This window comes from Klebsiella electrica, from assembly GCF_006711645.1.
Taxonomy (GTDB): domain Bacteria; phylum Pseudomonadota; class Gammaproteobacteria; order Enterobacterales; family Enterobacteriaceae; genus Klebsiella; species Klebsiella electrica.
On sequence record NZ_CP041247.1, the window covers coordinates 365,604 to 385,087 of the forward strand.

18 protein-coding genes are annotated in these 19,484 nt (G+C 56.6%); 11 read left to right on the top strand and 7 right to left on the bottom strand.

All coding sequences use genetic code 11. The features are described from left to right. Complete coding sequence (gene greB / locus Electrica_RS01630; RefSeq protein WP_131049140.1) at window positions 1-474, bottom strand: transcription elongation factor GreB; 474 nt, start codon at window positions 472-474, stop codon at window positions 1-3. Between the two features lie 247 nt (window positions 475-721). Here greB and ompR point away from each other — a divergent pair, with 247 nt between their 5' ends. Together ompR and envZ are read left to right on the top strand one after the other, a co-directional pair. Then, window positions 722-1,441, top strand: coding sequence for an osmolarity response regulator transcription factor OmpR (gene ompR, locus Electrica_RS01635; RefSeq protein ID WP_001157751.1), 720 nt, complete (start codon window positions 722-724; stop codon window positions 1,439-1,441). Further along, window positions 1,438-2,799: a two-component system sensor histidine kinase EnvZ gene (envZ, locus tag Electrica_RS01640; protein WP_100684441.1), complete on the top strand. Its 1,362-nt coding sequence runs from the start codon at window positions 1,438-1,440 to the stop codon at window positions 2,797-2,799. The genes ompR and envZ overlap by 4 nt, the downstream gene beginning before the upstream one ends. A 92-nt stretch (window positions 2,800-2,891) precedes the next feature. On the opposite strand, the gene pckA is transcribed toward envZ, so the two are convergent. From pckA to Electrica_RS01665, 5 genes are all read right to left on the bottom strand, one after another. Continuing rightward, window positions 2,892-4,514 carry a phosphoenolpyruvate carboxykinase (ATP) gene (gene pckA / locus Electrica_RS01645; protein ID WP_141963210.1) on the bottom strand — a complete coding sequence of 541 codons (1,623 nt, stop codon included), beginning with the start codon at window positions 4,512-4,514 and terminating at the stop codon, window positions 2,892-2,894. 363 nt (window positions 4,515-4,877) lie between these two features. Then, window positions 4,878-5,756: an Hsp33 family molecular chaperone HslO gene (hslO, locus tag Electrica_RS01650; RefSeq protein WP_100684439.1), complete on the bottom strand. Its 879-nt coding sequence runs from the start codon at window positions 5,754-5,756 to the stop codon at window positions 4,878-4,880. Between the two features lie 46 nt (window positions 5,757-5,802). Further along, window positions 5,803-6,204 carry a ribosome-associated heat shock protein Hsp15 gene (hslR, locus tag Electrica_RS01655; protein WP_141963212.1) on the bottom strand — a complete coding sequence of 134 codons (402 nt, stop codon included), beginning with the start codon at window positions 6,202-6,204 and terminating at the stop codon, window positions 5,803-5,805. Next, window positions 6,201-6,884, bottom strand: a complete 684-nt coding sequence (yrfG, locus tag Electrica_RS01660) for a GMP/IMP nucleotidase (RefSeq protein WP_100684437.1) — start codon at window positions 6,882-6,884, stop codon at window positions 6,201-6,203. The genes hslR and yrfG overlap by 4 nt, the downstream gene beginning before the upstream one ends. Before the next feature lie 59 nt (window positions 6,885-6,943). After that, complete coding sequence (locus Electrica_RS01665) at window positions 6,944-9,073, bottom strand: intracellular growth attenuator family protein (protein WP_141963214.1); 2,130 nt, start codon at window positions 9,071-9,073, stop codon at window positions 6,944-6,946. Between the two features lie 329 nt (window positions 9,074-9,402). Between Electrica_RS01665 and nudE the strand changes: the two genes are divergently transcribed. Further along, window positions 9,403-9,963, top strand: a complete 561-nt coding sequence (gene nudE, locus Electrica_RS01670; RefSeq protein ID WP_141963216.1) for an ADP compounds hydrolase NudE — start codon at window positions 9,403-9,405, stop codon at window positions 9,961-9,963. 55 nt (window positions 9,964-10,018) lie between these two features. Here the strand turns inward: nudE and mrcA are convergent, their stop codons facing one another. Next, window positions 10,019-12,577, bottom strand: coding sequence for a peptidoglycan glycosyltransferase/peptidoglycan DD-transpeptidase MrcA (gene mrcA / locus Electrica_RS01675; protein ID WP_160704316.1), 2,559 nt, complete (start codon window positions 12,575-12,577; stop codon window positions 10,019-10,021). A 118-nt stretch (window positions 12,578-12,695) separates the two neighbouring features. Between mrcA and Electrica_RS01680 the strand changes: the two genes are divergently transcribed. The 8 genes from Electrica_RS01680 (at window position 12,696) to damX (ending at window position 19,423) form a co-directional block, all read left to right on the top strand. Continuing rightward, the gene (locus Electrica_RS01680) at window positions 12,696-13,481 is read left to right on the top strand and encodes a type IV pilus biogenesis protein PilM (RefSeq protein WP_142255828.1); all 786 of its coding nucleotides are present in this window, start codon (window positions 12,696-12,698) and stop codon (window positions 13,479-13,481) included. Window positions 13,482-13,483: 2 nt separating this feature from the next. Continuing rightward, window positions 13,484-14,023, top strand: a complete 540-nt coding sequence (locus Electrica_RS01685) for a PilN domain-containing protein (protein ID WP_141963218.1) — start codon at window positions 13,484-13,486, stop codon at window positions 14,021-14,023. Next, window positions 14,007-14,456, top strand: coding sequence for a HofO family protein (locus Electrica_RS01690; protein ID WP_141963220.1), 450 nt, complete (start codon window positions 14,007-14,009; stop codon window positions 14,454-14,456). Before Electrica_RS01685 ends, Electrica_RS01690 begins: the two co-directional genes overlap by 17 nt. Then, entirely contained in the window at window positions 14,446-14,835 is a 390-nt protein-coding gene (locus Electrica_RS01695; RefSeq protein ID WP_100684430.1) for a HofP DNA utilization family protein, read from the top strand. The genes Electrica_RS01690 and Electrica_RS01695 overlap by 11 nt, the downstream gene beginning before the upstream one ends. Further along, the gene (gene hofQ / locus Electrica_RS01700) at window positions 14,774-16,012 is read left to right on the top strand and encodes a DNA uptake porin HofQ (RefSeq protein WP_141963222.1); all 1,239 of its coding nucleotides are present in this window, start codon (window positions 14,774-14,776) and stop codon (window positions 16,010-16,012) included. The genes Electrica_RS01695 and hofQ overlap by 62 nt, the downstream gene beginning before the upstream one ends. A gap of 381 nt (window positions 16,013-16,393) precedes the next feature. After that, window positions 16,394-16,915: a shikimate kinase AroK gene (aroK, locus tag Electrica_RS01705; protein ID WP_004868452.1), complete on the top strand. Its 522-nt coding sequence runs from the start codon at window positions 16,394-16,396 to the stop codon at window positions 16,913-16,915. A 54-nt stretch (window positions 16,916-16,969) separates the two neighbouring features. Then, a complete protein-coding gene (gene aroB / locus Electrica_RS01710; protein ID WP_100684428.1) occupies window positions 16,970-18,064 on the top strand; it encodes a 3-dehydroquinate synthase in 1,095 nt (364 codons plus the stop codon). 84 nt (window positions 18,065-18,148) lie between these two features. After that, a complete protein-coding gene (gene damX, locus Electrica_RS01715; protein ID WP_141963224.1) occupies window positions 18,149-19,423 on the top strand; it encodes a cell division protein DamX in 1,275 nt (424 codons plus the stop codon). The last annotated feature ends 61 nt before the right edge of the window (window positions 19,424-19,484 follow it).

Consider the following 19,484-nt stretch of genomic DNA (forward strand, 5'->3'; position numbering starts at 1 on the left):
TTATTTCACATATTCGATATTGTTGACGTACCAGCTGGCTTCGCCGGCGGGCGTGTTGACCACCGCCAGGTCGCCGACCTCTTTTTTCAGCAGCGCGCGGGCCATCGGCGAGTCGATAGAGATGTAGTCTTTGCGTCCGAAAATTTCATCATAACCGACGATGCGAAAGCGCTTGATGTCGCCATCATCGTTTTCGATTTCAACCCACGCGCCGAAAAACACTTTGCCCTCCTGCTGCGGGGAGTAATCGACGATCTTCAGATGCTCCAGACATTTGGTGAGATAGCGTACCCGGCGGTCGATTTCGCGCAGACGCTTTTTGTTGTACTGGTAATCGGCATTTTCGCTACGGTCGCCCAGGCTTGCCGCCCAGGTCACTTTTTTGGTGACCTCCGGACGCTCTTCACGCCACAAATAGTCCATTTCTTTTTTAAGTTTTTCATACCCTTCACGGGTGATCAGCGGCGTCTTCATTTATCGTTCTACCTTCTGATTGTCGGACACTGTGTGCGACGATGTGCGGTTGCGCACAATTCGCAGTGCGTAATAATACCGACAGGATAAATAATGTGTCTTATGATTAAATGTATACTTAAGCTGCTGTTAAATATGCTTTGTAACAATTTAGCCCGGAATATATACCAGATTTAGCTGGTCGGCGACCCGGGCTTTTTTGAGAATACGCACTGACCATTGCAGTGAACCTTTGGGAGTATAAACAATGCAAGAGAATTATAAGATTCTGGTTGTCGACGACGACATGCGCCTGCGCGCGCTGCTCGAACGTTATCTGACCGAGCAAGGCTTCCAGGTTCGAAGCGTCGCCAACGCTGAACAAATGGATCGCCTGTTGACTCGTGAGTCCTTCCACCTGATGGTGCTGGATTTGATGCTGCCGGGCGAAGATGGCCTCTCCATTTGTCGTCGTCTGCGTAGCCAAAGCAACCCGATGCCGATCATCATGGTCACGGCGAAAGGGGAAGAGGTTGACCGTATCGTCGGCCTCGAAATCGGTGCGGACGACTATATTCCAAAACCGTTCAACCCGCGTGAGCTGCTGGCCCGTATCCGCGCCGTGCTGCGTCGTCAGGCCAATGAGCTGCCGGGCGCGCCATCGCAGGAAGAGGCGGTTATCGCCTTTGGTAAATTCAAGCTCAATCTCGGCACTCGTGAGATGTTCCGTGAAGATGAGCCGATGCCGCTGACCAGCGGTGAATTTGCGGTACTGAAAGCGCTGGTGAGTCATCCGCGTGAGCCGCTCTCCCGTGACAAGCTGATGAATCTTGCTCGCGGTCGCGAATACTCGGCGATGGAGCGTTCCATCGATGTACAAATCTCCCGTCTGCGCCGCATGGTCGAAGAGGATCCGGCACATCCGCGTTACATCCAGACCGTGTGGGGGCTTGGCTACGTCTTCGTACCGGACGGCTCTAAGGCATGAAACGCGTGCGCTTTTCGCCGCGAAGCTCGTTTGCTCGCACCCTGTTGTTGATTGTCACCTTGCTGTTTGTCAGCCTGGTGACGACCTACCTGGTGGTGCTGAATTTTGCGATTCTACCGAGCCTCCAGCAGTTTAATAAGGTGCTGGCATACGAAGTACGTATGCTGATGACCGATAAACTGCAGCTGGAGGATGGCACCCAGCTGGTGGTGCCGCCGGCGTTTCGCCGCGAAATTTATCGCGAGCTGGGCATTTCGCTCTATTCCAATGAAGCGGCGGAAGACGCGGGCCTGCGCTGGGCGCAGCATTATGAGTTTTTAAGTCAGCAGATGGCGCACCAGCTGGGTGGGCCGACCGAAGTGCGGGTCGAGGTCAACAAAAGCTCCCCCGTGGTGTGGTTGAAAACCTGGCTGTCGCCCAATATCTGGGTGCGCGTACCGCTGACGGAAATCCATCAGGGCGACTTCTCGCCGCTGTTCCGCTATACCCTGGCGATTATGCTGCTGGCGATTGGCGGCGCCTGGCTGTTTATCCGTATTCAGAACCGGCCGCTGGTCGATCTTGAACATGCGGCGCTGCAGGTCGGGCGCGGCATTATTCCGCCGCCGCTGCGGGAATACGGCGCATCCGAAGTCCGTTCGGTCACCCGGGCCTTTAACCACATGGCCGCTGGCGTAAAACAGCTGGCGGACGATCGTACGCTGTTAATGGCCGGCGTCAGCCACGATCTGCGCACGCCGCTGACGCGTATTCGCCTGGCGACGGAGATGATGGGGGAAGAGGACGGTTACCTTGCCGAGTCGATCAACAAAGACATCGAAGAGTGTAACGCCATCATCGAGCAGTTTATTGATTACCTGCGCACGGGCCAGGAGATGCCGATGGAGCTGGCGGACCTGAACGCCGTGCTGGGCGAGGTTATCGCGGCGGAAAGCGGTTACGAACGCGAAATTGCGACGGACCTGCAGGCTGGCGAGATTCCGCTGCGCATTCATCCGCTGTCTATCAAGCGTGCGCTGGCCAATATGCTGGTTAACGCCGCGCGTTACGGCAACGGCTGGATTAAGGTCAGCAGCGGTAGCGAAGCGAGCAGCGCCTGGTTCCAGGTTGAGGACGATGGCCCGGGGATTAAGCCGGAACAACGCGAGCATCTGTTCCAGCCGTTCGTTCGTGGCGATAGCGCCCGCAGCACCAGCGGTACCGGGCTGGGACTGGCTATTGTGCAGCGTATTATCGATAACCATAACGGTCGCCTGGAGATTGGCTCCAGCGAGCGGGGCGGGCTGTTGATTCGCGCCTGGCTGCCGGTGCCGGTTCAACGCGCGTTAATGCCAACGAAGCAGAGCAAAGAGAGCTAAGCGGCCGCCTGAATCGCGCGAGTCGGCGCGAGAGCATAAAAAAGCCGGGCATTGCCCGGCTTGTTCTTTATGGCTACACGATGGCTACACGGTTAGCGTTTCGGACCGGCAGCGACCAGCGCGGCGCCCGCTGGCGTATCGGTGTACTTCTCGAAGTTCTCTACGAACAGCTTCGCCAGCTGCCCGGCTTTCTCCTGCCACTGCTCTGGCGAACCGTAGGTGTTGCGCGGGTCGAGGATGTGCGTATCGACACCAGGCAGCGAGGTTGGGATCTGCAAATCGAACATCGGCAGGGTGAAGGTTTCGGCATTGTCCAGCGACCCGTCGAGAATGGCGTCGATAATGGCGCGGGTATCTTTAATTGAGATACGTTTGCCGGTACCGTTCCAGCCGGTGTTGACCAGATAAGCCTGTGCCCCGGATGCCTGCATGCGTTTTACCAGAACTTCCGCATACTGCGTCGGGTGCAGCGACAGGAACGCGGCGCCGAAGCAGGCGGAGAAGGTTGGCGTCGGTTCAGTGACGCCACGCTCGGTACCGGCCAGCTTAGCGGTAAAGCCAGAAAGGAAGTGATACTGGGTCTGGTCTGCCGTCAGGCGCGATACCGGCGGCAGCACGCCGAAAGCATCCGCGGTCAGGAAGATAACTTTGGTGGCATGGCCCGCTTTCGAGACAGGCTTAACGATGTTCTCGATATGATCGATCGGGTAGGAGACACGGGTGTTCTCGGTTTTCGAACCGTCGTCGAAATCAATCGTGCCGTCCGCGTGAACCACCACGTTTTCCAGCAGCGCATCACGGCGAATCGCGTGATAGATATCTGGCTCTGCGGCTTCGGAGAGTTTAATGGTCTTGGCGTAGCAGCCGCCTTCGAAGTTGAAGACGCCATCGTCATCCCAGCCGTGTTCGTCATCGCCGATCAGACGGCGTTTCGGATCGGTGGAGAGAGTGGTTTTGCCGGTGCCGGAGAGGCCAAAGAAGACCGCCACGTCGCCTTTCTCACCCACGTTAGCGGAACAGTGCATCGATGCGATGCCCTGCAGCGGCAGCAGGTAGTTCATGATAGAGAACATCCCTTTCTTCATTTCGCCGCCGTACCAGGTGCCGCCAATCAGCTGGATTCGCTCGGTCAAGTTGAAGGCAACGAAGTTTTCAGAGTTGAGACCCTGTTCCTTCCACTGCGGGTTGGTGCATTTGGCGCCGTTCATCACGATGAAATCCGGCTTAAAGTTGGCCAGTTCTTCATCGTTCGGGCGAATAAACATGTTCTTGACGAAGTGTGCCTGCCAGGCCACTTCGGTAATGAAGCGTACGCTCAGACGCGTGTCGGCATTGGCGCCGCAGAACGCATCAACGATGAACAGACGTTTGTTGGAAAGCTGATGAGTGACCAGATCTTTCAGGTGCTGCCAGGTTTCCTGAGAGAGCGGTTTATTGTCGTTTTTACCGTTGCCTTTATCAGACCACCACACGGTATCGCGGGTTGTATCGTCACGAACGATATATTTATCTTTCGGCGAACGACCGGTAAAAATACCGGTATCGACGGCGATCGCGCCCAGATCGGTGAGTACGCCACGCTCATACCCTTCCAGAGTGGGATCGAGTTCTTCTTGATACAACGTATCGTAATCAGGGTTGTGGACGATATCCTGAACGTCATTGATACCATAAGCCTTGAGATCCTGCGGGGTTAAACCATTATTAACGCGCATGTCACTGCTCCTTAGCCAATAATATATACTGCTTCAAATTGTAGGGGTTCTTTCGGGGTATAGACCGCGACTAGGCTCATAGATTTACGTATCTCGACAAACGCCTTACTTACGAAAAACACGGTGACTCCTGTCACGAAACGTGCGTGATTATCTCAGGAAATTGGTCGTTGGTGGGGATGGATGTTTCTTATTGGTTAAAAAGTAATTAAAAAAACTGCCGAATTGTGAATGTAATCGCTTTCTGGAAAGAAAATTACGTAACTCTTTCAGTGAAAATCGATTCATCACGCGAGGAAATGGTTGACAACAGGCGCGGCGGAGGCGGAAAACCTCCGCCGCGGGCTTTGGCGGGCAGGATTATCAGTGAACCTGCGGGTCGGCCGGAGATGCGTTATTGCGAATCTCGGCGATATCCATGGCGTTGAAGAGGTAATGATTGCCGCAGTAATCGCAGTGCATATCAATTTCACCTTCGTCAGCGAGAATGCTGTCGATCTCTTCATCCGGCAGCGTTTTCAGCGCACCGGCGCAGCGTTCGCGGGAACAGGTACATTTAAATTCCACATTCTGCGGATCGTACACGGTCACTTCTTCTTCGTGATACAGGCGCCACAGGACGTCAGTCGCTGAGAGGGTAAACAGTTCCTCGGCTTTGATCGTCTCAGTCAGCGTTGCCAGATGGTCGAAATCATTGGCCTGCGTCTCTTGCGCCGGCATGACCTGAAGCAGCATGCCGCCCGCCATCAGCTTCCCTTCATGTTCGCCGGTGCGAATGATAAGGCGCGTTGGCAGCTGTTCTGAGCGCTGGAAATAATCTTCCAGGCAAGCCGCCAGGGTGTCACCTTCCAGACCGACCACGCCCTGATAGCGCTCGCCTTCATGCGGAGAGATGGTGATGACCAGATACCCGTTACCGACCAGCGTTTTCAGGTCCGCATCTTGCGGAATGTCGCCCTGAGTCCGCGCTACGCCGCGCAGCTGCTGCTGATTCGTGCCGTTAATAACCGCCAGAGACAGAGGACCATCGCCCTGCAGCTGCACGGTGATATCGCCGGCAAACTTCAGCGTTGCGGTCAGCAGGCTGGTGGCAACGAGCAGCTCTGCCAGCACGGTTTTGACCGGCTGCGGGTAGCTGTGGTTCGCCAGAATCTGTTCCAGGGTTTCCGAGACGGTCACCAGTTCACCGCGTACGGCATAGTTTTCAAACAGATAACGATGTAATTGATCGTGTTGAGTCATAATGGTCTCTCTTGCTGGCAACAGCGGTGCCTACAGGTATAGGCGATTACTCACTGTCGCCGTGTTTAAATCTCATCAGGTCGCGGCGTTCTTTCTTGTCCGGACGTCTGTCGGGATGCGGCATGGTTAGCGCGTTCATTTTGCGCGCCAGCGCCATTTTCTCGCGTTTCTCGATGCTTTCTGCCGTCTCTTCATACAGCGTGACGGCTTCACTGGCAGGTCGGCGCTGTTCCGTCATCCCTTTGACCAGCAGGATACGTTCGTCGTTGCCCTGGCGTAGCGTCAGGGTGGCGCCCAGCTCAACGACTTTCCCCGGCTTGCTGCGTTGTCCGTTGTAATGCACCTTGCCGCCTTCAATCATCTCGCGCGCCAGCGCGCGGGTTTTATAAATGCGGGCTGCCCAAAGCCACTTGTCCAGTCTGACGGCTTCGACGGGCTTCTCTTTCATGGCCTCTCCTGTGGGGTCAGCGAAGGGATCAGGCGCCGGTAGTCGTTCAGTCCCGGGTGGCGGGCATAGCTTTTTTCCGCCAGTCCGGAATCCGGATTCGTGACGCCCAGGCAGTAGCGAATACCAAACTGCGCCGCGGCATCGAGAATCGCCTCGCTATCGTCAACAAAGAGCGTTTTGCGCGCATCAAAGCCGGTCTCTTCCGCTACCGCACGCCACAAACGCTGATCTTCTTTCGGATAACCAAATGTGTGGGTAGAAAGTAATAAATCAAGGTGTGCGTCGAGACCGGTATGTTCAAGCTTTACCGCCAGATTGTGCGGATGGGCGTTGGTCAGCAGGATGCGCCGCTTGCCGCTGGCCTTGAGCGCATCAAGGAACGGGACGGTATCTTCACGCAGTGCGGCTCTTGGCCCCTGTTCGCTGGTCATCGCACGAATATCCAAATTCAGGCGCTCGCTCCAGTAGTCCAGACAGTACCAGTTTAGCGTATGCTGCACCGCGTGATACTCCTGGCGCATCGCCTCTTTGGCCTCCGACAGGTTAAGCCCACGTGCCGCCCCCCAGGTTTCAGGAACCAGCTTTTGCCAAAAATAGTTGTCGAAGGCGAGGTCAAGCAGCGTGCCATCCATATCCAGCAGAACGGTATCAACCTCCTGCCAGGCGATATCAAAATGCATGGTGAGTCTCCAGCGAGGGGTAATGCGCGACAGGGTATCACACCCCGCCGCGCAGAGAGTTACTCTTGATGTTCCGGCGAGGGGATGAGTACCGGATTCAGGCAGCTTTGGTAGTATTTCTGTATCTCTTCCATTCGCTGGCGATGACGCTGGTAGCGACGAATCGTCAGGACCCCGTGCCAGGACATGCAGCCCAGCATGGTCAGCAGAAGCAGCGTCGTGCCCAGATAGCGCCACAGGCCTGAACGGTCTGGAATGCGATGCAGGTTAATGTGCCGTGTGCCATTGGCATCGGTATAGAGACTGGTCACAATCCCCTCGGCGTGGAACGGCGTATGCATCAGCATTCGGGCCAGCCGCTGCAGTTCGCCCCACTGTTCCGGCGCCGGATAGTCATACAAGCTGGTGGTCGGCCACGGCTGACTCACCAGCTCGCTGCCTTCATCACTGACAATCAGGAAACCGCCGGGAGCCGGACTGTTAAGGGCCTGCGCCGCGCGTGAGGTTTCACGAATGACAAATGGCGCCGTTGAAGTGGTCACCAGATTTTCCAGCGATTCAGCGCTTACCGGGCGCAGCAGAACGTTGACGCCATCCAGCTTGCCCGAGTTGGCGCGTTTGGTCAGCGTTTCCCAGTTCCGCGTATTACCGAGGTTAACCAGCGCGTTTTTCAAACGGGTACAGTCATCTTTTGCCGCACACAGATTGTTGGTTTTAATGACGATATCGCCAAAATCATCCAGCAGCACCATCCCGGATTGCTGAATCGCCGAGCGCAGCGTGGGGCTGACGCGCGAATCATCGTCCGGATCGGGATGGAGCTGACGCTGCACGGATTGCATCAGCGCCGTGGCTTTGCTGACGACGTCGGACTCCGGGAGCGGCAGGGGAGGCGCGTCATTCCAGATGATCTGCGAGCAATCAAACGGCATAAACGGCGAGTTCTCTTTCGCCGTCCAGCTATCCGGCGAGTGGATATTGCAGGTTCCGGTACCTTGCAATCGCAGCGTATCGCCAATACGCACCTGCGACTTCTCCAGTTGGGCGACGGTCGTCGCTTCCACGGTTTGCGCCCCTTTCAACCAGGAAAGCGTAAACTTAAACGGCATATTCAACGGCACGCTGGCCCACAGCATCACGACCACCAGCAGCGCGCCGATAGCGATAATGGCGCTACGCAGCCAGTACTGCAGCGGGAAGTGTTTCACTTCATCGTGCAGCGACAGGAAGCGCCCCTGGCGCACGACGTGGCGGCTGAGATAGATATCGATATCCGTCTGCTGGCCGAGATCCTGGGCAATCCACGGCTGCCAGTGGCGCGGATAGATCAGATCGATAATCCCCAGGGAGATATTATTGATCTGCTCCTGGTCATTCTCGCCAAACAGACCCCAGCGTTTGGGCATCCCGCGCAGGCAGTGGATCTCCCGGAGCGACGTTTTACGCGGCGGCGCATAGATCCCCCACAGGCCCGCCGCCAGTAACAGCAGCCCGCCGACCAGTAGCCACGGGGTAAAAACATAGGGGCTTATCAGGCTGAAGTAAAACAGCAGGAACGAGGTGACGATAAAGATAGCCTCACGCAGCCCATCCGGGCGGCTCAGCGCGTGCTCCTCCGGCGTTTCCTGGCGAATGCTCAACAGCTCTATCTGCTCGCTCTCTTCCCCGCGGATTGACGCCTGGGTTGACGATGTCCGTTCAAGGGCGTAACTGCGGCTCTCCTGCGGGTAGTCGCTGAGCGCGTGGCCATTGAGCGCAATGACCAGCGGCAGGCTGTCGGTAGGAATCAGCTCAACGCTATTTTCATCATTGATATGCTGCTCTAAGAAGGGAGGGAGATGCACCTCCACCGAGTCGAGGAAGTAGCGCCATTTGTTCGGGTCATCTGTGGTAATGCCATAGCGCGTAATGGCGCGGGTCACCGTGAAGACGGTATCGCTCTGTTGGGTGAGAGACAGTACGGCAGGGGCAACGCTTGCCCCCGACGCCGGCATCTGACGGGCGTTGTTGAGACCTTCAAGGTACTTTTCCACCGCGCGGCGTTCTGGCTCAGAAAGCGTGCGGGTGACGGCATCGCTAAAGGCATGCAGGAGGGGGAGGCGGCGACGCCTGGCATGCGATCGATACCACCACCCGATAAGCAATGCGCAGATTAGCAGAGCTGTGAAAGAAATCAGAAAGGTGCCCATGCCCATCCCATCGTAGTTATTCTTTTCTTACAGGTGTCTTTAGTTGCTTAACACTTTGCGTGAACCTGCAGGGTGCTCTCGGCAGATATCGTATGTATACGGGAAAATTTATTGTGCGATACAGCAGCATACAAGCTTATCAAAATCGTGAAAATTCAGGAATCAGTAAATTCTCAAAAACATTTCAACCTATTGACTTTTTTATCTTTCTGATTCCCGGATTTTGAGAGCAGAAGTTGCAACTATGTAAATAAGTGGCGAATTGAATTGCCGAAACCGTGCTGCGTATCGCACAATGACTCCTGGAATCACAGCATAGATCGATAACAATGAGCAAATCATTACAAAAACCCGCCATTCTCAATGTTGAAACAGTAGCGCGTTCGCGTCTTTTTAACGTTGAAAGCGTGGACCTCGAGTTCAGCAACGGCGTGCGTCGCGTTTATGAACGCATGCGCCCTTCGACGCGTGAAGCCGTGATGATTGTACCGATTGTTGATGACCATCTCATTCTGATCCGTGAATATGCCGTTGGCACCGAATCTTATGAACTGGGGTTTTCTAAAGGGCTGATTGATCCGGGTGAAACCGTCATGGAAGCCGCGAACCGTGAGCTGAAAGAAGAGGTGGGTTTCGGCGCTAATAAGCTGACGTTCCTGAAAAAACTGAGCATGGCACCGTCCTATTTCTCCAGCCAGATGAATATTCTGGTGGCAGAAGATCTGTACCCGGAATCGCTGCCCGGCGATGAGCCGGAACCTTTACCGCAGGTACGCTGGCCGCTGTCGCAGCTGATGACGCTGCTCGATGATGAAGATTTTAACGAAGCGCGCAACGTCAGCGCCCTGTTTTTGGTCCGTGAGTGGCTACGGGCTCAGGGACGCCTGTAGACGTCCGGCCTGCAAACAAGAAACAGAAAAAAAGCGCCCGCAGGCGCTTTTTTTGTCAGAACAGTTCGTGGGTTTCCCCGCCGCCGTCGGTGATCGTGGTCCCCACCTCATGCACCGCCTGATGGGTCGGCTGTGTGCCATCAATGAAGTATTCGGCGCGGCTGTTGCCGCCGCTCGCCAGCTGGCCGGTGCTGCGGTCGATATTGACCGTGACCACGCCAGGCGGCGGGGTTAATGGCTCTTCAGGTACGCCTTCCAGTACGCGTTTCATAAAGTCATCCCAGGCTGGCTGGGCGCTTTTGGCTCCCCCCTCATAGCCGGAGATCTGATCTTTAATCGCGCCGGATGCGGTGGTCCGCCCCAGATCGCGGCGGTGATCGTCAAATCCAATCCATACCGACGTCACCACGCCCGGACCGTAGCCGGAGAACCACGCATCTTTTGAGCTGTTGGTGGTCCCCGTTTTACCGCCGATATCGTGGCGCTGCAGATCGCGACCGGCGCGCCAGCCGGTCCCCATCCAGCCCGGTTCGCCGAAGATGTTACTGTTCAGGGCGCTCTTAATCAGGAATGACAGTGGTGTGCTGATCACATGCGGCGCGTATTCCGCAGAACCGGTTTGCGCAACCAGTGCCTGGTTAACCTGTTCAAGCTCTGGCTGCGGCGACACCGCGGCGTTCTGCGGTGTTGCAGAGGTCGCGACATCTTCGACATCTTTATTTTCCAGCACGTCGGATTTCGGCGTCTCGCCGTAAATAACCGGCAGGTTGCACTGCGGACAGGCAACTTTAGGCCGCTCTTCAAAGATCACGCCGCCCTGATCGGTCTCGATTTTGCTGATAAAGAATGGCGTTATCAGGAAGCCGCCGTTGGCCATCACCGAATAACCACGCGCAACCTGCATCGGCGTAAAGGATGCCGATCCCAGCGCCAGCGACTCGGTATGCACGATATTTTGCGCCGGGAAACCGAAACGCTGTAGATATTCCGCCGCGTAATCCACGCCCATGGCGCGCATGGCGCGAACCATCACCACGTTCTTCGACTCTCCCAGCCCCTGACGCAAGCGAATAGGGCCAGCGTACTGCGGCGGGGAGTTTTTCGGCTGCCAGTCGGAACCTGCACCGGCGTCCCAACGGGAAATCGGCACATCGTTAAGCATACTGGCCAGCGTCAGACCTTTATCCATCGCCGCGGTGTAGAGGAACGGCTTAATGTTTGAGCCCACCTGGCGCAGGGCCTGGGTTGCGCGGTTGAATTTACTTTGATTGAAGTCGAACCCGCCGACCAGCGCGATAATGGCGCCATTCTGCGGGTTAATCGAAACCAGCGCCGAGTTCACATCCGGTACCTGCGACAACCACCAGCCGTCGCCGACCTGGCGGACCCAAATTTGCTGCCCGGACTGCAGGACATCGGTGACCTTGCGCGGCGTCGCCCCTTGCTGGGTATCGGAGATAAAACGACGCGCCCAGCGGACGCCCTGCATATTCAGGGTGACCGACGTTCCATTACTTAATAGCGCGTGCGCTTCCTGCGGATTTGCCGAGGTAATCACCGCCGGAGCAAGCGGCCCGTAGCCGGGCTGGTTTTTCAGCGAGGCGATGATTTTCGCCTGATCCCAGGGCGCTTCCCCCTCTTTCCACAGCACGTTGGCCGGACCGCGGTAGCCGTGGCGCATATCGTAATCCAGCACGTTATTGCGCACGGCCTGCTGAGCCGACTGCTGATTTTTACGCGTGATGGTGGTGTAAACGCGGTAGCCATCTTCATACGCCTGCTCGCCATAACGGTTGACCATCTCCTGGCGGACCATCTCACTGAGATACGGCGCGGAGAAGGCGATTTCCGGTGCGTGGTAGCGGGCGTCAATGGCTTCGCTGCGCGCCTGATCGTATTGCGTCTGCGTGATATAGCCTTCGTTCAGCATACGTGCCAGAACAACGTTACGACGCGCGGTCGCGCGGTCTATGGAATAGAGCGGGTTAAACGTCGAGGGTGCTTTAGGCAGCCCGGCGATAACGGCCATTTCGCTCAGGCTAAGCTGGTCGATGGATTTACCAAAGTAAACCTGCGCCGCCGCGCCGACGCCATAGGCGCGGTAGCCGAGATAGATTTTATTCAGATACAGCTCAAGGATTTCGTCTTTATTCAGCAACTGCTCGATGCGAATCGCCAGGAAGGCTTCTTTAATCTTACGCATCAGCGTCTTCTCTGGGCTCAGGAAGAAGTTACGCGCTAACTGCTGGGTAATCGTACTGGCGCCCTGTGAGGCATGGCCTGAGAACATAGCGACGCTGGCTGCACGGAAAATACCGACCGGATCGACGCCGTGATGTTCATAGAAGCGACTATCTTCGGTGGCAATAAACGCTTTAATCAGCTCGGGCGGCATGTTTTGCAGCGTGACGGGAATACGGCGTTTCTCGCCATACTGCGCAATAAGCTCGCCATCCGCGCTATAGACCTGCATCGGGATCTGCAAACGCACATCCTTCAAGGTCGCAACGTCAGGGAGTTGCGGCTCAATATATTTGTAGAGGCCAAAAACCGAGCCTGCTCCCAGCAGTACGCAACAGACTGCAAGGATCAATAGATACTTTACGAACTTCACCGGAGATTTCCCATTAAGTTTAATTTGGGCAGTTTATAAACAAACGCGCGGTAGTATAAAGGCAAGCCTGGTGCATTGATAGAGTCGAGCCGTAATGGCGGACAAGGAGATCGTAAGCATGGCTTTCAGCAACTGGCGAATCGGGATGCATATTCAGCAGGACGCGATAGTGCTGGTCGCACTGCGCTACGCGCGTTCCCGTTGGGCGTTATGCCGCTGGTGGGATATCGAACTGGCGCCCGGCATCGTGCGTCATGGCATGGTGGTTGACGTGGTTGCGCTGGCCGAACGGTTGCAGAACTGGCGGCGGGAGCTGCCTTTGCAGCATCAGGTCAGCATTGCGTTTCCGGCCAGCCGAACGCTACAAAAACAGCTACCGCGTCCGCAGCTGTCTCTCAGCGACAGGGAGCGGGCAACCTGGATAGCCAGCGTGATGGCGCAACAGCTGGAGATGCCCGCTGCCTCGCTATGCGTCGATTATTGCGCCGCGCCGGCAAAGAACGAGTGGCGGGTGACGGCGGCGCAGCGCCTGGATATCGACGTGCTACGCCAGCTCGCCGCCCGCCTGAAACTGCGCATCGCGGGAATTGTACCGGACGCCAGCGCGCTGGCGGCATTTCTCCCCTGGCTACCCTCCGGTTCGCAAGGCCTGGCATGGCGCCACGATCCTCATTGGCTGTGGGCAACGCGGGAGGGCTGGGGCAGTTTGCCGTGCGCTGAAGCCTCTTCTTTTTCACAACTCTCCCTGCTGATCGATGGTCAATCAATCCAGCACTGCGCCACCCGTACTGACGATGAGACCTCTTTTGACCCCTGGCGCGTGATTGATCGCCTGCAGCCTCCGTTGCCGGACTGCGGAGAGCGCTATGCCGTGGCGATTGGGCTGGCGTTAGGGGGTCGGTAACGATGACGATGGCGGTGAATTTTTTGCCATGGCGTGAAGCGCGTCGCCGCCAGCGGCTGCGTGTCACGCTGCTGTACGCGGCGGGGTTGCTATTGATCTTACTGACGGTTGCCCAGGTTCACCGGGCAGAACGTCATGCGGTTGAGGCGCTGGCTGCGGTGAGAGCCGCGGCTGAAAACCAGCTCAGTTCCGCGCTCCGGCAACGCGAAAACAGCATGCTGGAGCGGCAGCAGCAAGTACAGCGGCAGCGCCTGCGACAGCAAAGACGGGCATTAACCGAGGCCTGGCAACCCCGATTGCGGGCAATCGCCGCGCAGTTACCGGAGCAGGCCTGGTTAACCCGGCTGGAATACCAGCGCGATACCCTGATGTTAAGCGGTCTGGCGCTGAATCTTAACGCCGTGGCGGGGCTGGAAAAAGCGCTGAACGCGGTTGCCGGGTTCAAACCAGCCAGAGCCGGTGAAACGCGCCGCGGTGAACAGGGGCGCTGGCAGTTTCGCTTTTCCCTGAGCGGAGAACACGCTGATGCAGGCACTCATTGAACGTGGAATGACGGCATTTTTTTCTCTGCGTGGCGGGTGGCTCGCGCTGCCGATTGTTCTGGGGCTGGTCGCGGTAATTTTTTTGCGGCTGCCAGCTTCGCCTCCACCGCCAGAAACCGACGGACATCTCCGTCTGCGCCAGCAGTGGCTTCGCTTAATGCCGCTGCGAACCGCCTTGCAAAATATCCCCCCGGATGAGCGAAAGCGATTGCTGTTCTCCCCGATTGCACTGCCGGTATCAGGTGCCATGCTGGTGACCTGGCGCCCGTCGGGGCGCGGTGGTGAGCTGCTGCTGGAGGCCAGCTGGCAGGCGGTCCCAGCGCTGTTTTCCTGGCTGGCGGAGTGTGGGATGCGCGTAACGGGTTTTTCGCTGCGACCGGAAAAAGAGGCGCTCCTGATGACGCTGCAGCTGGAGGCCGAAGATGTGGAGTAAGGGCGGGCGTCTGCTGTGGCTGCTTGCGCTGCCGCTTCCATTGTTGGCCGACGAGCGCGATCCGTTTCTGCCTGCGGAGGATCGCTGCCAGACGGCACAGCTGGCGCAATGGCGCTATGGTGGCGCGGTCGGTCATCCGCACTATTGGGTGGGCTATTTACTGGACCATCGCAGCCAATGGCGCCGGGTGCGACAAGATGACGTTTTGCCGGGGGGCTGGCGAATCCGTGTGCTGACGGCGGAGCGGGTTGAAATAACAACAGGGCCTGGATGCGAACCCGCGCATTGGGCATGGCTGCGCGAAAAAGGAGTAAAACATGATGCGATGGATAAGCCTGCTGTTTCTGCTGCTGCCAGCGATAGCGACGGCAAAAAATGAGAACCCCGTGTCGCTGGTGGTTGATGATGTGCCGGTTGCCCAGGTGCTGCAAACGCTGGCCGGGATGCAGCAAAAAAATCTGGTCGTGGCGCCTGACGTCAGCGGTACGGTGTCGCTTCATCTGAAAAACGTGCCCTGGCAGCAGGCATTGCGCGCGGTGACTGATAGCGCCGGGCTGATATCTAACCAGCAGGGCACGGTACTGTATGTGCATACTCTGGCCTGGCAAAATACGCGGCAGGCGCAACAAGAGGCGGCGCGCGCGAAGCAATTGCAGAACCTGCCTTTGCAGAGGCAGAGCGTGGTGCTGCAGCATGCCGATGCGAGCGAGCTGGTAAAGGCTGGGGATAAATTGCTCAGCGCCCGAGGAAGCCTGACGGTGGATAAACGCACCAATCGCCTGTTCATTTACGACGATGCTTCACATCTGTCGGCGCTGGTGGCGTGGGCTCAGGAGATGGATCTGCCGGTCGGTCAGGTCGAGCTGGCGGCACATATCGTCTCGATGAGTGAAACCAGCCTGCGTGAGCTGGGGGTGAAATGGAGCATGGCCGAAGCCAGCAGCGCGCCGGGTTCCGGTAAGCTGACGACCTTAAGCAGCCATCAGGCGGTGAACGACGCCAGCACCCGCGTGGGGTTTAATATCGGCCGCCTGAGCGGGCGATTGCTGGAGCTGGAGCTTTCGGCGCTGGAACAAAAACAGCAGGTGGAAATTATCGCCAGCCCGCGTTTGCTGGCCTCTCATATGCAACCCGCCAGCATCAAACAGGGGAGTGAAATCCCCTATCAGGTCTCCAGCGGGGAAAGCGGCGCCACGGCGATTGAGTTTAAAGAGGCGGTACTGGGAATGGAGGTCACGCCAACGGTTCTGCAACAGAATCGCGTGCGCCTGAAACTGCGCATTACGGAGAATACGCCGGGCCAGGTTCTGAAACAGGAAAATGGCGAAGCGTTGGCTATCGATAAACAGGAAATTGAGACCCAGGTTGAAGTGAAAAGCGGCGAAACGCTGGCTCTGGGCGGAATATTTTCGCAAAAAAAGAAATCTGCCCGCGACAGCGTTCCGCTACTGGGTGATATCCCGCTGCTCGGTCAGCTGTTTCGTCGTGACGGTAAAGATAACGAACGGCGTGAACTGGTTGTCTTCATTACTCCACGAATTCTGGCAGTGCATTAAGCGGTTTTTCTTGCTAAACACGTTTCAGGTGTTTGACGTGAGGACGGATTTAGCATACAAGGGGTACCGATTTGAGAGTCGGGTTCGGCATCAATCCTCCCTTTTTGTCCGGTGATTTATCCACAAGATCATTCAGGATGCGTCGAGGCTACCCCCAGAAACATAGATAACTATGCAGCTGGAGGCGGATAAGTGCAGCCGACGGCGAGGTAGTTTGAATAATGACGAGTATATTCAGTTGCCAAACCTGCCTGAGTATTGAGATAATTTTTAGTCTGACTCTCGCTCTATTGCATATGAGGTTTCAGTTCATGTCCTGCTGCGCTGGGTATTCGCGAAGCGGGTTTACCATTAACGAATAGTCTTAGTAGTACCGAAAAAATGGCAGAGAAACGCAATATCTTTCTGGTTGGGCCTATGGGTGCCGGCAAAAGCACTATTGGGCGCCAGTTAGCCCAACAGCTCAATATGGAATTTTACGATTCTGATCAAGAGATTGAGAAACGCACTGGCGCAGATGTGGGCTGGGTTTTCGATGTCGAAGGTGAAGACGGCTTCCGCGACCGTGAAGAGAAGATCATCAATGAGTTGACGGAAAAACAGGGAATCGTGCTGGCGACTGGCGGCGGCTCTGTGAAATCCCGTGAAACGCGTAACCGTCTCTCCGCCCGCGGCGTGGTGGTGTACCTGGAAACCACGATCGAAAAGCAGCTTGCCCGTACGCAGCGTGATAAAAAGCGTCCTCTATTACAAGTTGAAGCGCCGCCTCGCGAAGTTCTTGAAGCGTTGGCCGACGAACGCAACCCACTGTATGAAGAGATTGCTGACGTCACTATCCGTACCGACGATCAGAGCGCAAAAGTAGTGGCAAACCAGATTATTCATATGCTGGAAAGCAATTGATTCTGGCTTAATAAAGAGCGTCAGAGTAAAAGCAACTGAGGTGGACGTCGCGTTATGGAGAGGCTTACTGTAACCCTCGGGGAACGTAGTTACCCGATTACCATCGCGGCTGGTTTGTTTAACGATCCAGCTTCCTTCCTGCCACTGAAATCAGGCGACCAGGTTATGCTGGTTACCAATGAAACGCTGGCGCCGCTTTATCTGGATAACGTTCGCTCTGTACTGGAGCAGGCGGGGGTTAAGGTCGATAGCGTCATTCTACCCGACGGCGAGCAGTACAAAAGCCTGACGGTAATGGACTCCGTCTTTACCGCTTTACTGCAAAAACCGCACGGTCGTGACACCACTCTGGTGGCGCTCGGTGGCGGCGTGGTCGGCGATTTAACCGGCTTTGCTGCGGCTAGCTATCAGCGCGGCGTGCGTTTTATCCAGATTCCCACCACTCTGCTGTCGCAGGTGGACTCTTCGGTCGGCGGCAAGACGGCCGTCAATCACCCTCTTGGTAAGAACATGATTGGTGCCTTCTGGCAGCCGGTTTCCGTGGTCGTCGATCTCAACTGTCTTAAGACGTTGCCGGCCCGTGAACTCTCTTCCGGACTGGCCGAAGTGATCAAATACGGCATTATCCTCGACGGTGAGTTTTTCAACTGGCTGGAAAGCAATATCGATGCGCTGATGGCGCTTGATGAGAAGGCGATGGCGTACTGTATTCGCCGTTGTTGTGAGCTGAAAGCCGAAGTTGTCGCTGCCGACGAGCGCGAAACCGGGTTACGTGCTTTACTCAATCTTGGACATACTTTTGGCCATGCTATTGAAGCCGAAATGGGCTACGGTAACTGGTTACACGGCGAGGCCGTTGCTGCTGGCATGGTGATGGCCGCGCATACGTCCGAGCGATTAGGTCAGTTCAGCGCACAGGATACACAGCGTATTGTGACGCTGCTGCAGCGTGCGGGCTTGCCGGTACGTGGGCCGCAGGAGATGACTGCGCAGGCGTATCTGCCCCACATGATGCGTGATAAAAAGGTGCTGGCAGGCGAAATGCGGCTGGTGCTACCGCTGGCAATAGGGAAAAGCGAAGTTCGCGGCGGAGTGTCGCATGATGTAGTTCTTGGCGCGATTGCTGATACTCAGTTAGCGCAACAATAAGAAGGTCTAGCCGCGTCCGCGCGGCGTTATCATTTCGGGTGACATGCAATAGTCGTGAGCATAAGCCTTTTAGTGGGGTGTTAAATGGATGAATTAAAACCAGAAGACGATCTGAAAGCCGATCGCAGCGATCGTCGTACTGGTCGTTCCCGTCAATCTTCCGAGCGCGATAGCGATCCGCAGATCAATTTTGATGATGTCGATCTTGATGCGGACGACAGCCGTCCGACGCGCGCCAGCAAAGCACGCCGTGAGCGCGATGAAGAAGAGTATGAAGCGGACGTAGAGTCTGAAGACGAGTCCGAAGAGCAGCCGGTTGAGCGTCGCCCGCGCAAGCGCAAGAAAGCGCCCGCGAAGCCAGCCTCCCGCCAGTATATTATGATGGGGGTGGGGATTCTCGTGCTGCTGCTGCTGATCGTTGGCATTGGCTCTGCGCTGAAGTCGCCATCCTCTTCCAGTGAACAAACCGCGTCAGGCGAGAAGAGCATTAATCTGTCAGGCGATCAGTCTGACAATGGACAGTCTGGTAATGGTCAGCCTGCCGCTCAGGGCCAGACAGCGGCGAACAACCCGCAGCAGGATGTTTCTCTGCCGCCGATCGCGTCTAACCCGACTCAGGGCCAGACTGCCGCCGAGCCGCAGGGACAGCAGCGTGTTGAGGTTCAGGGCGATCTAAATAATGCCTTGACTCAGCAGCAGGGCCAGATTGACAGCGCCGTTGCGAACTCCACGCTGCCGACTGAACCGGCGACCGTTGCTCCTGTTCGTAATGGCGCCGTTCCACGCCAGGCAACAACGGAACATCAGACTGCCGCCGCTCAGCGTCCGGTAGAGCGCAAGCATACGGTGATTGAGCCGAAACCGGTGGCGAAAGCGCCAGTTGAAGCGAAACCGGTCCAGTCTAAGCGTGTCGAAAGCACCGCAGCAGCCACGCCGGTGAAAGCGCCTGTCGCTCAGCCGGAAAAACCGGTTGCCACCGCACAGACGACTAAGCCGACGACAACCGCGACCGCACCTGCGGCTACCGCTGCGGCGACGGCGGCTCCGGCGGCGACTGCCGGGGGTAAAACCGCGGGCGATGTCAGCTCGATGAAATCGGCGCCGGCGGGTAACTACACTCTGCAACTCAGCAGCTCCTCCAACTACAACAACCTGAATAGCTGGGCGAAGAAAGAGAAGCTGGATAAATATGTCGTCTACGAGACTACGCGTAACGGTCAGCCATGGTATGTACTGGTCAGCGGTATCTATGCTTCGAAAGATGAAGCGAAGCGTGCTGTCGCCACTCTGCCAGCGGATGTGCAGGCGAAAAACCCGTGGGCGAAACCGCTGCATCAGGTGCAGGCCGATCTGAAGTAAGTGCGGTGTAGTCTTAAGCGCAGGATGCTGTCGGAGCTTTCTCCACAGCCGGAGAATGTGG

Coding starts and splice junctions, on each gene's coding strand:
- pckA (WP_141963210.1), bottom strand. CDS start 4,514: ATGCGCGTTAATAATGGTTTAACCCCGCAGGATCTCAAGGCTTATGGT.
- envZ (WP_100684441.1), top strand. CDS start 1,438: ATGAAACGCGTGCGCTTTTCGCCGCGAAGCTCGTTTGCTCGCACCCTG.
- aroK (WP_004868452.1), top strand. CDS start 16,394: ATGGCAGAGAAACGCAATATCTTTCTGGTTGGGCCTATGGGTGCCGGC.
- Electrica_RS01665 (WP_141963214.1), bottom strand. CDS start 9,073: ATGGGCACCTTTCTGATTTCTTTCACAGCTCTGCTAATCTGCGCATTG.
- Electrica_RS01685 (WP_141963218.1), top strand. CDS start 13,484: ATGACGATGGCGGTGAATTTTTTGCCATGGCGTGAAGCGCGTCGCCGC.
- hslO (WP_100684439.1), bottom strand. CDS start 5,756: ATGACTCAACACGATCAATTACATCGTTATCTGTTTGAAAACTATGCC.
- aroB (WP_100684428.1), top strand. CDS start 16,970: ATGGAGAGGCTTACTGTAACCCTCGGGGAACGTAGTTACCCGATTACC.
- hslR (WP_141963212.1), bottom strand. CDS start 6,204: ATGAAAGAGAAGCCCGTCGAAGCCGTCAGACTGGACAAGTGGCTTTGG.
- Electrica_RS01680 (WP_142255828.1), top strand. CDS start 12,696: ATGGCTTTCAGCAACTGGCGAATCGGGATGCATATTCAGCAGGACGCG.
- yrfG (WP_100684437.1), bottom strand. CDS start 6,884: ATGCATTTTGATATCGCCTGGCAGGAGGTTGATACCGTTCTGCTGGAT.
- hofQ (WP_141963222.1), top strand. CDS start 14,774: ATGATGCGATGGATAAGCCTGCTGTTTCTGCTGCTGCCAGCGATAGCG.
- ompR (WP_001157751.1), top strand. CDS start 722: ATGCAAGAGAATTATAAGATTCTGGTTGTCGACGACGACATGCGCCTG.
- nudE (WP_141963216.1), top strand. CDS start 9,403: ATGAGCAAATCATTACAAAAACCCGCCATTCTCAATGTTGAAACAGTA.
- damX (WP_141963224.1), top strand. CDS start 18,149: ATGGATGAATTAAAACCAGAAGACGATCTGAAAGCCGATCGCAGCGAT.
- Electrica_RS01695 (WP_100684430.1), top strand. CDS start 14,446: ATGTGGAGTAAGGGCGGGCGTCTGCTGTGGCTGCTTGCGCTGCCGCTT.
- greB (WP_131049140.1), bottom strand. CDS start 474: ATGAAGACGCCGCTGATCACCCGTGAAGGGTATGAAAAACTTAAAAAA.
- Electrica_RS01690 (WP_141963220.1), top strand. CDS start 14,007: ATGCAGGCACTCATTGAACGTGGAATGACGGCATTTTTTTCTCTGCGT.